Genomic DNA, 12158 nt, shown 5'->3' with positions numbered 1-12158 from the left:
ATAATTCGCGACACGAAGCGCTACTCCAACTTCGGCTGGACAGACATTCCCGTCCTCGAAATCCAGCAGATGATGGGTCGCGCCGGAAGGCCGAAGTACGATAAGATTGGCGAGGCCATAATCGTAGCAAGAACAGATGATCCCAAGAAGCTCATGGAGAAATACATCCACGGAAAGCCGGAGAAGCTGTTCTCGATGCTCGCCAACGAGCAGGCCTTCAGGAGCCAGATTTTAGCGTTGATAACCAACTTCGGGGTTGAGAACTTCCGTGGGCTGATCGAGTTCCTGGGGAAAACCTTCTACGCCCACCAGAGGGGTGACATCGCTTCGCTGGAGTACAAGGCGAAAAACGTTGTTTACTTCCTCATCGAGAACGAGTTCATTGACATGGACATGGAGGACCGCTTCATCGCCCTTCCCTTCGGGAAGAGAACCTCCCAGCTCTACATCGACCCGCTCACCGCCAAAAAGTTCCGCGACGCTTTTCCAATGCTCGAGGAGAACCCCAACCCCTTCGGGGTCTTCCAGCTGATAGCATCGACGCCGGACATGGCGACTTTAACAGCGAGAAGGCGCGAAATGGAGGACTATCTGGATTTAGCGTACGAGTTCGAAGAAAAGCTCTACACGAACATCCCCTACTACGAGGACTCACGCTTCCAGGGCTTCCTGAGCCAGGTGAAGACAGCTAAAGTCCTCCTGGACTGGATAAACGAGGTTCCGGAGGCGAGGATATACGAAGTTTATAACATAGATCCCGGCGACCTCTACCGGATTCTGGAACTCGCCGACTGGCTCATGTACGCCCTCATCGAGCTCTACCGCCTCTTTGAGCCGAAGGAAGATGTGCTGGGATTCCTCCGCGACCTGCACCTCCGCCTGAGGCACGGTGTTCGCGAAGAGCTCCTTGAACTCGTCAGGCTGCCCAACATCGGAAGGAAGAGGGCGAGGGCCCTCTACAACGCCGGCTTCAGAACCCAGGAGGACATAAGGCGCGCGAAGGTGAAGGAACTGCTCGAGGTGGAGGGCATAGGTATCAGGGTTGTGGAGGGACTGTTCAGGCACTTTGGAGTCGAGATGCCTGAAAAAGTGAAAGACGCTGAAAAGAAAGCGGAGCGCAAAAGGAAGGGGACGCTGGATGCGTTTTTAAAGTGATCAGGTTATCTCTCCCTCTATCTTTTTCGCACCCTTCCACAGAACCGATATACTCCTCCCCGGATTCAGACCACGCTCGCGTGCCCTGGCGTAGAGTTTTCCTCCAACCCTCTGGCCTAGGAAGTACGCTAAGATGAAGGCCAGTATGAAGGGAACACCTGAAGCGTTCCAGCTCAGCCCGGCAAGATAGCGCATGAGGACGACCAGTGGAACCGGCAGGTGAACCGCCAGTATCCACTCAAGTTTGTTGCCGGTTCTCTTGGCGTGCGCCCTCCAGAAACCGAAGGGTATGTTTACGAGGAACGTAACGATAAGTCCAATAATGAACCATTCTGTGTTCATGGCCCTCACCCTCCGGGTTTTGTAGGAGAATCTTAAAAAATTTTGCCCCCCTAACGAATCCCAACTTTTTTAAGCGCTCCCCGGTTACCCCGGGTGGGCACAATGATAGTCATCGTAACCGGAATGCCCGGCTCAGGAAAAAGCAAGATCGTTAAGGAGTTCGAGAAAAGGGGTTTCCCCAGCGTTTCTATGGGCGACATCGTGAGGGAGGAGACGGCAAAACGGGGCCTGGAGCTCACCAGGGAGAACGTGGCCAAGGTCAGCATAAGACTTCGCCAGGAGCTCGGCCAGAACGCAGTCGCGAAGCTGACCGTGGAGAAGGTGAAGGAACTCCTCAGGAACAGCGGTGTGGTTGTCGTTGATGGTGTCCGCTCCCTGGACGAGGTCGGAACCTTCAGGAGCGCTTTTCCCGGGGAGGAGATAGTCATCGTTGCAGTCCACACACCGCCAAAACAGCGCTTCGAGAGACTGAAGGCGAGGGGAAGGCACGATGACCCTAAAACCTGGGAGGAGTTCGAGGAGAGGGACTGGAAGGAGCTCAAGTTTGGAATAGGGAACGTTATAGCGATGGCCGATCACATGCTCGTTAACGACGGTTCTAAGGGGGAGTACATCCGGCGGGTAAAGGAGGTCGTCGACTCTATCCTAGCATCGAATCGAGAAGAAGCATAACGTAGAAGCCGGCAAAGAAGCCGAGGGTTACGAGCGTTTCGCTCTTCTCCCTTCCATATATCTCCGGTATCATCTCCTTTACCGTGACGTACAGCATGGCTCCCCCGGCCATTCCGAGGCCGTACGGAAGGAGCCAGCTGAAGAGGGTGAAGAAGTACGCCCCAACGAGAACCATCGCCATCTCTGCAAAGCCGCTCAGAACCCCCATCATGATGGGCTGGAGGCGCTTCTTCTGAATGGCGGCCAGCGGGAGGGAAACGACCGTCCCCTCCGGAAAGTCCTGTATTCCAATCGCAATGGCCGTGACGAGACCGACCTCGAGGTTGTAAACGAGGGAGGTTCCAACGGCGAGGCCCTCCGGCAGGTTGTGAATGATGACCGCTATCACCAGAAGCCAGACCTTTCTGAGGCGATCCCTCATTGACCTTGGCCCCTCGTAGCCCCTGACGAGGTGCTCGTGAGGGAGAAAGCGGTCTATGGCGTAGATCAGAAAAACACCGAGGGCTATCCCGATTCCAGCGGGGGAGAAGGAGCCGGTGCTCTCTATCGCGGGAAGGATGAGCGAGGTGAAGGAGGCAACTATCATAACGCCGGCGGCGAAGCTCAGGGCAAAGTCCACGCCCTCCTCGGGGAGGCTTCTGGCGAATATGGCAACCAAAGCGCCGAGGGAGGTCATTATGGCAACGAATAAGCCGGCGTAGAAGGCAACCCACATGGTGCTGCCGTTGGAAACTCTGAGTATCCACTCCGCGAGATTGGTTATGAAGTTCTCTAACACTATTAGGCCACCCTAATTATTTGGGCGGTTGGGTTTATAAGGTTTCTTCCGACGTTAGTTCGGTGGTGAGAATGGAGCTGTTCGAGGAGGTTGAGGTCGAGGCCCACGTTTACCCGACCGAGGACATCGAGAAGGTAAAGAGGGCGATGCTTAATCTGATTCCGGATCTGGAGTTCGAAGTCTTTGATAGGGGTGATTACATCATCCTGACGGGGAAAACCCGGAGCAGAAAAGCCCTCCAGAGACTCTACGAGCTCTTCAGGGGACAGGCGATACTCGACACAGCACGCTCCTTTTTGGAGGAGGGCTACTTCGGCGAGGAGATAATTCTCAGGGTGAACAAGCAAGCTGCCTACGCCGGTGTGGTAAACTTCAACGAGGAGTCTCCCCTGGGCCCGATAACGATAATCATCAGGACGAAGGACCCGCAGAGGCTCATGAAGTGGCTCGCTCCGAAGACCAAAGACGGGGTTCCAATCGAATAAAACTGCCCTTTTGGCCCCCAATTTAATTTTCAGCTTGCAAAAACTTTCTATTTAATTGGCAATAGTAACCAGCGAGACTATTAATGGGAACGTCCGCACAGGAATGATGGAGGGGGTTGCTGTGAAGGACCTGGAAACCCTTAGAAAAATCGTGGAGCGTGGGGAGGAACTGAACAGGCTCTACGGTGAGGGCAACTGGAGGGTGAGAAAGGTTACCTCCAGCGGTGGCCGCGTCTTTTTGGCTGTGACGACGGAACTGAAGCATCTGGGAGTCAGGGGTGGCGACAGGGTTATAGTCGCCACGACGACCCTCAACGGCCGTCCAGTGGTTGTGATTGAGAGGCTTTAGGGGAGCTCAATAAAAGAAAGAACTTACTTCCGCTTTTTCTTCCCCAACTTCCACCCTATTCTGGCCGTTATCACGCGCTCGCTCGCGAAGAGCCTTGCGGTAGCGTAGAGTATAAGGAGCGCCACGACGGTCATATAGGCGAGGCTCACAAGGAGGGGAGCGTAGTTGTTCAGGAGGACGTGGCGGTAGTCAACGATGGGGTGGGTGAAGGGTATTGCCAGGAGGAGGTACTTTATCACGGGAGGGAGGTCGTTGATATCGGTGTACATAAGGAGAAAGGCAGGAAACGCCAGGGGGAGTATGGTTGCGCTGACCAGCGTCGTGGCACTCTGCACGTCCTCGGCGAAGGTGGCCACTATCATGGCCAGGCCCAGGGCAATGATTATGGTGAGGAAAACAACGGCGGCGAAGAGGGCGGCCCCCGCCGGTGTGACGACCAGGCCCAGATCCTCAAGGCTCACACCTCCTGAACCCGGTCCGAAGGAGCCCATGTAGTACCTCATCCCAACCATGTAGGCCATCGCGGAGACGAGGCCCATCACCGCTGTCCCGAATATCTTCGCCCCCACTATGTGAGTCCTCGGAACCGGAAGAGTCAGGAGGGTCTCAAGGGTCTTGTTCTCCTTCTCGCTGGCTATCGCACCCGCGGCCATCTGGGAAGTTATCATCACCATCATGAAAACGATAAGCGGTATTGTGAAGGCCTGAGCCGCTATCACACCCGAAACCACCGTTGGAGGAACATCGACGATCCTGCCGTTTATAACCGATCTGCTGGAGGTTCTTATCGGGTGGAGTATCGCGTCGGGGTTGTCCGCACCCAGGGCTTTGACCTTCAGTCTGGCGATCTCCTCGCTCAGAACATCCAGAACCGCGTTTATCCGGCCCTCGCTCACGCTCTCCTTTATCCCCGGCCCTATGCTCGTGAAGATTCCGTATATCTCAACGGTGGCAGTCTCGTTGGAGCGGAGCTTTGCGGTGAAGTCCGGTGGAATTACGACGAGGACGTTCTGTCCCTCGACCATGGCCTTTTCTATGGCCTCCTCAATTGAGGTGGCGTTGATAACGGTCACGGTCACGTTGGGGGCGTTTCGAAGGGCCTCTATGAGAAGCTCACCGTAATCGCCGTTATCAAAGTTGACCAGGGCCACGTTGGTCGTCTCCTGTGCCCTCTCCATACCCATGTTAACGGCCTGACCCATCAGCGGCAGGAGGATCAGAGGGACGACGACCATGCCGAAGACGAGCTTCCTGTCCCTGAAGAGGTTCTTGAGCTCCTTCATGGCCATGACCCAGAAGTCGTTCACGCCCCCTCACCCCCGATGGGTTCCCGAATCTCAACGCCGACGGCCCTCATGAACACTTCCTCCAGGTTCTCCGCGCCGTATTTCTCCTTGAGCTCTGCCGGAGTTCCGGTCTCAACGATCTGCCCATCGTTTATGAGGGCAACGCGATGGCAGAGGTACTCGACTTCAAGCATGTTGTGACTGGAGAGCAGGAAGGTGACACCCTCCTTTGAAAAGCGTCTTATTGTCTGCCGTATCGCGTAGGCGTTCACTATGTCAAGCCCGCTCGCCGGCTCGTCCAGTATGGCCAACTTCGGGCGAACCATCAGGGCCCTCGCTATGAGGAGCTTCCTCGTCATTCCCTTCGAGTAGGTCGAGACTTTGTCGTTCAGCCTCTCGCCGAGACCGCTCAGTTTCATCCCAAGTTCGAGCATCTCCATCGCTTTTTCCTCGTCCTTGGCGTAGAGCTTCGCCATGAACTCGAGATACTCCTTCCCTGTGAGGTTCTTATAGGCCCCAGCCTCCTCGGGAAGGTAGCTTATCAGCTCGCGGACCTTTGGGGCCTCTTTGACGACGTCATAGCCTGCTATCTTCGCCCTCCCGCCCGTCGGCTTGAGAAGGGTTGAGAGTATCTTTAACGTCGTGCTCTTTCCTGCCCCGTTGGGCCCGATGAGTCCGAAGATCTCGCCCCCGTTGATGGAGAAGCTTATCCCCCTGAGGGCCATGACCCCTCCGTAGTCCTTCTCCAGGTTAAGAACCTCAACCATAGGCATTTTTCATACCCCCAAACTTGTAAATAGCCAAGCCGAAAGTGGCGAGCAGAACCCCAAAAAGGAAAACCACTCGAAGACCGGAGTAACCTCCGACGAACGCGATCCCGAGACCGCTTGCAACGCCTATCCAACCGAGTTTAGTGAAGCCGCTCTTGAAATTATGGCCCGCGGAGAGGAGAACCGAGCCAGCCAGCACGAGACCAACCTCCACCGTCAGGAAGAAGGGGTTGACTGCTCCCGCCACCTTTCCGCCTGGAACGGTCATGCAGGCGGCCCTCTCCAGGGGCGGATAGAAAAGAGCCATCACGATGCCGCCAATGTAGAGGATAATGCCCGCAACCCTCTCAACGGCCCTCATTGTTCTCACCTTCGTAGATGAATATGTCTTCTATCCTGACGTTGAAAAACCTTGCCATCTTAAAGGCCAGCCTCAGGGAGGGGTCGTAGCGGCCCTTTTCGATGGCTATTATCGTCTGCCTCGTTACCCCCAGGGCCTTCGCCAGCTCCTCCTGCGTCAGGCCCCTTTCCTCCCTCAGCTCGCGGAGGCGGTTCTTCATGCCGACACCTCACATCTTCCTCCCATAGTAGACCCTCAATGCAAGATTTCCAAAGAAGATGAGCGCCAGCAGGCCGGAGAGGATTTCAGTGCAGAGTTCATCTCCAGCAACGGCGAGGCTGTAGTAGAGAGATATCACAATCGCAAGCAGAACAGCTTCCAGCGTTCTTGCAGCCGCCAGTTTGGCTATCTCGTTGCCCCTCTCATCCAGGGGGACTCCAACGTTCTTTACAACCCCCCTCGTGAGCAGGTAGCCGAGGATACCTCCAAAAAAGCCGGCGGTGAGTGCCATAAAGGCCGTCCCGTTCATTCACATCACCCTCGAGTAGTAGTGCTTCAGCGAGAGCTTGGGGAGGGCGATTAAGACCATTAAAGCCGTCGAGAGGTAGTAAGCGCTCCTCAGACGGGGCTTCTCTTCAGAGAGGAAGGCAAGGGCTACCACGAGGAAAGCCACAGTCAGGATAAGAACCTGGAGGGTCCTCCTGGAGGCAGCCTCCTCAATGCGGAGCGTTCTCTCATCGCTGAGAACCTCCCCCCGGCTCCTAAGCCACTCGGAGTAGAGAAGAATCGCGCCGATGGCTCCCACGAGGACGCCGAAGGCAATGAGAGCGTTCCCCATCCACAGTGCCGCGGCCAGCAGGGAGGCTGTTACCGCGGGGATCGCATATCCAGCAAGCCTCCACTTTTCCACCGTCACCACCGTGTAAAGTTTCCTTTACGTAAAGCTTCCTTTACATCCTTATAAGCCTTTTCCTCAAAGCTTTTAAATCTGAACCGGGAACCCTAAAACGCGCGGGGGTTGCCGAGCCTGGCCAAAGGCGCGGGATTTAGGGTCCCGTCCGGTAGCGGTTCGCGGGTTCAAATCCCGTCCCCCGCACCAGAACCCTTCTAAAACCCGGTCAGGGGCCGATTAGCTCATCACTGTTCAGCCACCTACCCTCACATCATCCCAGGCCGAGGGCCTCCCTTATCTCCAGTGGGATAAGACCGATCTTTGGAAAGACGAGTAAAGCCTTGTCCTCGACTGCATAGGCCGGAACGCACGGAACCATCCCGTAGGGAGTGGGATACGGGGGATCGGGGGCCCAGTTGTTGTCGCCCCAGGTGAGGAAGCACTTTTCCCTCTTCCCCCCGAGGTTAACCTCGCGAATTTCCCTTACCCTGTGGATGATGGGATACCTGTAACCGGGGCGCTTGTAGACGATAACGTCGTTAACGTGGATGTCGTCTATGTTGTCCTCCGTTATTCCCTTCAGGAGAACCACGTCACCGCGGTAGAAGACGGGCTCCATCGAACCGCTGACCACTATGACCAGGGGAGAATCCGTGTGAAGGGCCACCTTGAGGCCGAACTGAAAAAGGAACACCGCTATGACCGCTATGATTATCCAGGCCAGATCCTTCTTCCACCCCTCGTCCATTTCAGAGCCTCCATGAGGGTGCTTATTCTCGCCGGGATCGCACCGATGGCGGTGCAGGTCTCGAGGCTCACCCTTTTTCCGGTTATGTCCATATGATGGCGGGCGGTCTTAAAGATTTCCTTCGGGAGCCCGTGTCGTCCGAGACCCACCAGGAGGAGAAAGCTCTCCCCTCTGAGGGCCCTCTCCGCGAGCTCCACTGGGGTTATCTCCTTTCCCTCGCTCGGCTTTCTGGTGGTGGCCACTGGAATGCCGAACTGGGGAGGAAAGCCCCTTCCGGCGAAATCCACGAGATGGAATCGATTGTTCTTCGCCAGCTCGAGGAGATACCTTCCGCCCTCGCCTATGGTCGTGTGGGAGCTTATCTCCTCCGCCACCTCCGGGGGTTTCCCCTCCAGGGGAAATCCTACCAGAGCCAGATGGAAGCCGTAGGCGTAGGCTATCGGTCCTGCCCTTGCTATCGCCCTCAGGTGGGCCTCGTGGAGCCTCCTGCGGTCGTAGGTGTTGTAGAGTCCAAGGGTCAGCATGGGAGGGCCTGCCAACAAAAGTTTATAAGTATTTGGAACCAACTCCGGGGTTAGTATGACAACGCGGGAGGAGATGGAGACCCTCATTGCGAGGGGCCGGTACGAGGAGGTTCTCGAAAGGCTGGAAGAGATAGAGGATCCCCTCGAGAGGGTGAGGCTCCTTCTCGATCTCGCCCTGGCCGTCGGGGGGAAGAAGGGGCTGGAGGACTGGATACCGGATCTGGTGGAGGATGCCCTCTATATAGCCGAAAGGTTGAAGAATCCGTCGTACAGGGGCATCGCCTACGCGATGATAGGTTCCACCTTGGGTTCCCTCGGCTACGATGAGGATGCCATGGAGTTATTCGCCCGTGCCCTCGACTCGACTGACGACGTGGTGTCTCCCCTCGAGAGGGGGATGGTGCTCTCGACGATAGCATACCACATGACCGTAGGAGGCTACCCCCGGGAGGCCCTGGAGATCTTCAACGTGGCCTTCGACACCGTGATGGGCGCGGAGGTACGCTACACCCAAAAGGTGGATGGAATACTCCGGATCGGGGAACTTCTTGAGGCCGCGGGCGATGAACTTCCGGCCGGGGAGTCCCTCGAGTTTTACGGGATGGCCTTCGACATCTTCGACAAGCTCCACGTGAACCAGCGCGCGGGGGTTGTGGAAAAGAAGATCCAGCTGGCCGGGACTGTCCGCGACGTTGGGCTGCCGGAGATTAGAAGGGCCCTGCTCGAGGGGAGGCACCACCAGGCAATAGTCCTCGTGGAGCGGAAGTACGATGGGTTCGCGGCGCTTGTGGGGGAGCTTGAGGTGGCCCTGTGGATGAAGCGCACGAACAGCCTCGAATACCCCGATATTGTGGACAGGGCCTTCGAAAGGTACGGGGGGTCCACTCTTACCGAGGCCGGCGTTCGGAAGGTGGCGAAACTCCTGACGGAACTGGGACGGCTGAAGATGGCTCTGAGGTTTGCGATCACGATAAAAGACCCAACGGCGAGGAGCGAAGCCCTCGGGGCGATAGCGATGGAACTCGCCAGAAAGGAGCTTTTTGAGGAAGCCAAAAAGGTTGTCGGTAAAATACCCGATCCCGCGATACGGGAGAGGATCCTGATGGAACTGGCTGGTATGGAGGGATCCCGGTGATATTCGATGCCCACTCCGATTTGCCGACCTTCGTTTACGACGAGAGAAAGAGGGGAAAGACCGCCGTCCTTGAGGGGAACTTGGAGGCCTTCAACGGCTGGATTTCGTCGAGGGTAATGGCGATATGGACGAGGCCGGAGCGCAGGGGCGATGCGACGACCTACGGCCTGGAGGTTCTCAATGCCCTCCTGAAGGACATTAACGAGAGCGAGCGCCTTGAACTGGTGAAGAACGTCGGCGAGATGAGAACGGCCATAGAAGACGGTCGTGTGGCCCTCTGGCTTGGCCTCGAAGGCGGAGAACCTATAGGCGAGAGCCTCGACCTGCTGGAGGTCTTTTACAGACTCGGCCTGAGGGTTCTGACTCTAACGTGGAGCCTCAGAAACGCGATAGGCGATGGCTTTTTTGAGAGAACCGGCGGCGGACTGAGCAACTTCGGCGTTGAGGTGGTTGGAAAGGCCGAGGAACTGGGGATAGTCATTGACCTGAGCCACATAAACGAGGCCGGCTTCTGGGACACCATAGACATAACGGCGTTTCCGGTCATAGCGTCGCACTCAAACGCGAGAAAGCTCTGCGACAACCCGAGGAACCTAACCGACGACCAGATACTGGCAATAGCGGAGCGCGATGGTGTCATCGGTGCGGTCGCGATACCCGGCTTCGTGGACAGGGAGAGGCCAACCCTTGAGAAGTACGTCGAACACATCGCCTACATGGTGGACTTAGCGGGGTATAAGCACGTCGGTCTCGGCTTCGACTTCGTCTACTACCTTCAGGGCTGGGGCGGAAGGAGCGTTGAGGGCTTTGAGAACGAGTCGAGGATTCCAGCGCTTCTCGAAAGGCTGAGGGAAAACTTCAGCGGGAAGGAAGTGCGGGCCATAACCTTCGGAAACTTTGAGCGGGTTTTCGAGAGGGTCGTGGGTTAGGTTTTTATTGTCCCCCTCCAACGGGGTTCGGTGAGGGCATGGACGAACTCTACTTTCTAATCCCCAAGGACGCGAGGAGGCTGCTTTTCTCCGGGGATAAGGTGAGACTCAACCTCGACCTTCGGAAGACAAACCGAACGTGGGAGATAATCAGGGATGGCGATAGGTTCGTTTTTCCCGACGGGACGAGGGTAGGGAGGGAAGTGATCGAGAGGATTGCGAAGGACGACTCCTCAATCTACTTCATCAAAAACGGAGGAGTTTACAAGGCGGCGATAGCTGGGGAGCACTTCTACAAGCTCGTCCCCACGATTCCACCGACGATAGAGATAAACGGCATCAGGATGCACCGCACGAAGGAGGTAAACCCCCTCCAGGACACGAGGAACAAGGTGAACGCGGTAAAGCCGAGGGAGGGCGAAACTGTCCTTGACACCTGCATGGGACTGGGATACACGGCGATAGAGGCCTCAAAGAGAGGAGCCTACGTGATAACGATCGAGAAGGACCCGAACGTAATTGAGCTTGCGCGCATAAATCCCTGGAGCCGGGAGCTCTTTACGGGTGGAAAGGTTCAGGTCATTCAGGGGGACTCCTTCGAGGTCGTCAAAAGGTTCAAACCGGAGAGCTTCGATGTCATCATCCACGATCCGCCGCGCTTCTCTTTAGCGGGTCAGCTTTACAGTGAGGAGTTTTATCGCGAGCTTTTCAGGGTTTTAAAGCCCGGCGGAAGGCTCTTCCACTACGTCGGCAACCCCGGAAAAAAGTACAGGAAAAAGGACCTCCAGAGGGGCGTCATGGAGCGCCTGAGGAGGGCTGGCTTCGTTGGAGTCAGGCGCGTTGAAGAAGCGCTCGGCGTTGTGGCGAGAAAACCGGGAGGGGAAAAGAGCTAAATCCCCCCGACTTCCTCCAGCTCTTCGAAGGCCTCCAAGTTCGTGTAGTAGTCCATGAGCTGGTTTATCTCCTTCCTCAGCCTGAAACTCCTGACTATCGCTATCCCAAAGCCTATTATGGACGGCCATACCAGGTAGAGGAGCAGCTTCGCGTCGCCCATCGGGATCGGCCTTGGGTCGGTGAAGCGGTTGAAGTTCCATATCATCAGCGCTATCATCAGCCACGCCGTTGAGAAGTTGGTCAATCCACTACCGCTCTCTCCGAGTTTGAATCCTGGAATGACATCCTTTGTGAGCGGCGGGAGCAGGTTGCTTCCCATGAATCCCAGCTGATCCTCAAAGACGTGGAGCCACTGGCCTATCATTGACGCCAGGGCGAGCTCGGTTGCGTGCTCGTAGCCTACAAGCTTGAAGATGGTGAATACAGCTAAGCCAATGATAATGCCCATCGTGAGCGAGTGGCTGAAGCCGTGGTGCCATGGCAGGAAGCGGTCTTTGACGACGGTCTTTCCCTTGAATTCGGCCCTTCTGAAGGCTATCTCCGGGCCTGAGAAGGAGTCAATCCTCGTCGGCTTGGGATATGTTTTGATGAAGGGCACGTCAACCTTCGCTATCCCGTACTTCCTGTACTCCGGTACTTCGCCTCCTATGGCAACGCCGCCGGGAGTAACTATCGGTCCCATCTCTACGCGGACTTCCCTCTTCGGCGGGTCGAGATGAATCATGAAGCGCCTGTAAACGTCACCGGGCAGGCGGATGTTGTGTATCTTGACTATCCTCTCGCCCTCGCGATAAGCTTCTTCTATCGCCCTCTTTAGTGTGTCCGCTATGCCCTGTGGATGTGGCGCGTCGCTGACGAC

The 12158-nt window shown here is 56.4% G+C and carries 18 protein-coding genes and 1 tRNA gene; 8 read left to right on the top strand and 11 right to left on the bottom strand.

Translation table 11 applies throughout. From position 1 onward, the window contains the following. On the top strand, positions 1–1155 hold a 1155-nt coding region (locus tag MV985_RS02060), incomplete at its 5' end, for a helix-hairpin-helix domain-containing protein (protein ID WP_297459892.1). Here MV985_RS02060 and MV985_RS02055 read toward each other — a convergent pair. Further along, entirely contained in the window at positions 1156–1497 is a 342-nt protein-coding gene (locus MV985_RS02055; protein WP_297459916.1) for a hypothetical protein, read from the bottom strand. A gap of 102 nt (positions 1498–1599) precedes the next feature. Between MV985_RS02055 and MV985_RS02050 the strand changes: the two genes are divergently transcribed. Then, a complete protein-coding gene (locus tag MV985_RS02050) occupies positions 1600–2169 on the top strand; it encodes a dephospho-CoA kinase (RefSeq protein WP_297459909.1) in 570 nt (189 codons plus the stop codon). Here MV985_RS02050 and MV985_RS02045 read toward each other — a convergent pair. Next, positions 2138–2947, bottom strand: a complete 810-nt coding sequence (locus MV985_RS02045; RefSeq protein ID WP_297459890.1) for a ZIP family metal transporter — start codon at positions 2945–2947, stop codon at positions 2138–2140. The two genes, MV985_RS02050 and MV985_RS02045, sit on opposite strands and share 32 nt — an antisense overlap. A 71-nt stretch (positions 2948–3018) precedes the next feature. On the opposite strand from MV985_RS02045, the gene MV985_RS02040 reads away from it, so the two are divergent. After that, the gene (locus MV985_RS02040) at positions 3019–3432 is read left to right on the top strand and encodes an RNA-binding domain-containing protein (protein ID WP_297459900.1); all 414 of its coding nucleotides are present in this window, start codon (positions 3019–3021) and stop codon (positions 3430–3432) included. 55 nt (positions 3433–3487) lie between these two features. Then, positions 3488–3781, top strand: a complete 294-nt coding sequence (locus tag MV985_RS02035) for a hypothetical protein (protein WP_297459888.1) — start codon at positions 3488–3490, stop codon at positions 3779–3781. Between the two features lie 23 nt (positions 3782–3804). Here MV985_RS02035 and MV985_RS02030 read toward each other — a convergent pair whose 3' ends face one another. The 6 genes from MV985_RS02030 to MV985_RS02005 are packed head-to-tail and all read right to left on the bottom strand — an operon-like array spanning position 3805 to position 7087. After that, on the bottom strand, positions 3805–5088 hold the full coding sequence (locus MV985_RS02030) for an ABC transporter permease (RefSeq protein ID WP_297459885.1): 1284 nt from the start codon (positions 5086–5088) through the stop codon (positions 3805–3807). Further along, entirely contained in the window at positions 5085–5840 is a 756-nt protein-coding gene (locus tag MV985_RS02025) for an ABC transporter ATP-binding protein (RefSeq protein ID WP_297459884.1), read from the bottom strand. Before MV985_RS02025 ends, MV985_RS02030 begins: the two co-directional genes overlap by 4 nt. After that, positions 5827–6198 (bottom strand): hypothetical protein, encoded by a 372-nt coding sequence (locus tag MV985_RS02020; protein WP_297459882.1) that lies wholly within the window; start codon positions 6196–6198, stop codon positions 5827–5829. Before MV985_RS02020 ends, MV985_RS02025 begins: the two co-directional genes overlap by 14 nt. Next, positions 6185–6397 (bottom strand): helix-turn-helix transcriptional regulator, encoded by a 213-nt coding sequence (locus tag MV985_RS02015; protein WP_297459880.1) that lies wholly within the window; start codon positions 6395–6397, stop codon positions 6185–6187. Before MV985_RS02015 ends, MV985_RS02020 begins: the two co-directional genes overlap by 14 nt. A gap of 9 nt (positions 6398–6406) precedes the next feature. Next, entirely contained in the window at positions 6407–6706 is a 300-nt protein-coding gene (locus MV985_RS02010) for a DUF2178 domain-containing protein (protein ID WP_297459878.1), read from the bottom strand. Beyond that, positions 6707–7087 (bottom strand): DUF2178 domain-containing protein, encoded by a 381-nt coding sequence (locus MV985_RS02005; RefSeq protein WP_297459876.1) that lies wholly within the window; start codon positions 7085–7087, stop codon positions 6707–6709. 101 nt (positions 7088–7188) lie between these two features. Between MV985_RS02005 and MV985_RS02000 the strand changes: the two genes are divergently transcribed. Next, positions 7189–7276, top strand: a tRNA-Leu gene (locus MV985_RS02000). A 64-nt stretch (positions 7277–7340) separates the two neighbouring features. On the opposite strand, the gene MV985_RS01995 is transcribed toward MV985_RS02000, so the two are convergent. Beyond that, the gene (locus MV985_RS01995) at positions 7341–7817 is read right to left on the bottom strand and encodes a signal peptidase I (RefSeq protein ID WP_297459872.1); all 477 of its coding nucleotides are present in this window, start codon (positions 7815–7817) and stop codon (positions 7341–7343) included. Then, positions 7781–8341: a DUF531 domain-containing protein gene (locus MV985_RS01990; protein WP_297459870.1), complete on the bottom strand. Its 561-nt coding sequence runs from the start codon at positions 8339–8341 to the stop codon at positions 7781–7783. Before MV985_RS01990 ends, MV985_RS01995 begins: the two co-directional genes overlap by 37 nt. 55 nt (positions 8342–8396) lie before the next feature. Between MV985_RS01990 and MV985_RS01985 the strand changes: the two genes are divergently transcribed. Genes MV985_RS01985 through MV985_RS01975 form a run of 3 tightly spaced genes read left to right on the top strand, consistent with a single transcriptional unit; the run spans position 8397 to position 11298 of the window. After that, a complete protein-coding gene (locus MV985_RS01985; RefSeq protein WP_297459869.1) occupies positions 8397–9476 on the top strand; it encodes a hypothetical protein in 1080 nt (359 codons plus the stop codon). After that, a complete protein-coding gene (locus tag MV985_RS01980; RefSeq protein WP_297459867.1) occupies positions 9473–10405 on the top strand; it encodes a dipeptidase in 933 nt (310 codons plus the stop codon). The genes MV985_RS01985 and MV985_RS01980 overlap by 4 nt, the downstream gene beginning before the upstream one ends. Positions 10406–10443: 38 nt before the next feature. Continuing rightward, positions 10444–11298, top strand: coding sequence for a methyltransferase domain-containing protein (locus tag MV985_RS01975; RefSeq protein WP_297459865.1), 855 nt, complete (start codon positions 10444–10446; stop codon positions 11296–11298). On the opposite strand, the gene MV985_RS01970 is transcribed toward MV985_RS01975, so the two are convergent. Beyond that, positions 11295–12158, bottom strand: an 864-nt coding sequence (locus MV985_RS01970; protein WP_366085083.1) for a metal-dependent hydrolase, incomplete at its 5' end; no start/stop codon positions are given. The genes MV985_RS01975 and MV985_RS01970 overlap by 4 nt on opposite strands.

This window comes from Thermococcus sp. (assembly GCF_027012695.1).
In the GTDB taxonomy this organism is placed as follows: Archaea; Methanobacteriota_B; Thermococci; order Thermococcales; family Thermococcaceae; genus Thermococcus.
The sequence above is the reverse complement of the archived record's forward strand: the minus strand, read 5'-3'. Positions and strand labels throughout refer to the sequence as shown.

What these genes read in the sequence shown, in the direction of transcription:
- MV985_RS02055 (WP_297459916.1), bottom strand. Translation starts at nt 1,497, where the DNA reads ATGAACACAGAATGGTTCATTATTGGACTTATCGTTACGTTCCTCGTA.
- MV985_RS02010 (WP_297459878.1), bottom strand. Translation starts at nt 6,706, where the DNA reads ATGAACGGGACGGCCTTTATGGCACTCACCGCCGGCTTTTTTGGAGGT.
- MV985_RS01990 (WP_297459870.1), bottom strand. Translation starts at nt 8,341, where the DNA reads ATGCTGACCCTTGGACTCTACAACACCTACGACCGCAGGAGGCTCCAC.
- MV985_RS02040 (WP_297459900.1), top strand. Translation starts at nt 3,019, where the DNA reads ATGGAGCTGTTCGAGGAGGTTGAGGTCGAGGCCCACGTTTACCCGACC.
- MV985_RS01975 (WP_297459865.1), top strand. Translation starts at nt 10,444, where the DNA reads ATGGACGAACTCTACTTTCTAATCCCCAAGGACGCGAGGAGGCTGCTT.
- MV985_RS02015 (WP_297459880.1), bottom strand. Translation starts at nt 6,397, where the DNA reads ATGAAGAACCGCCTCCGCGAGCTGAGGGAGGAAAGGGGCCTGACGCAG.
- MV985_RS02020 (WP_297459882.1), bottom strand. Translation starts at nt 6,198, where the DNA reads ATGAGGGCCGTTGAGAGGGTTGCGGGCATTATCCTCTACATTGGCGGC.
- MV985_RS01995 (WP_297459872.1), bottom strand. Translation starts at nt 7,817, where the DNA reads ATGGACGAGGGGTGGAAGAAGGATCTGGCCTGGATAATCATAGCGGTC.
- MV985_RS02050 (WP_297459909.1), top strand. Translation starts at nt 1,600, where the DNA reads ATGATAGTCATCGTAACCGGAATGCCCGGCTCAGGAAAAAGCAAGATC.
- MV985_RS01985 (WP_297459869.1), top strand. Translation starts at nt 8,397, where the DNA reads ATGACAACGCGGGAGGAGATGGAGACCCTCATTGCGAGGGGCCGGTAC.
- MV985_RS02025 (WP_297459884.1), bottom strand. Translation starts at nt 5,840, where the DNA reads ATGCCTATGGTTGAGGTTCTTAACCTGGAGAAGGACTACGGAGGGGTC.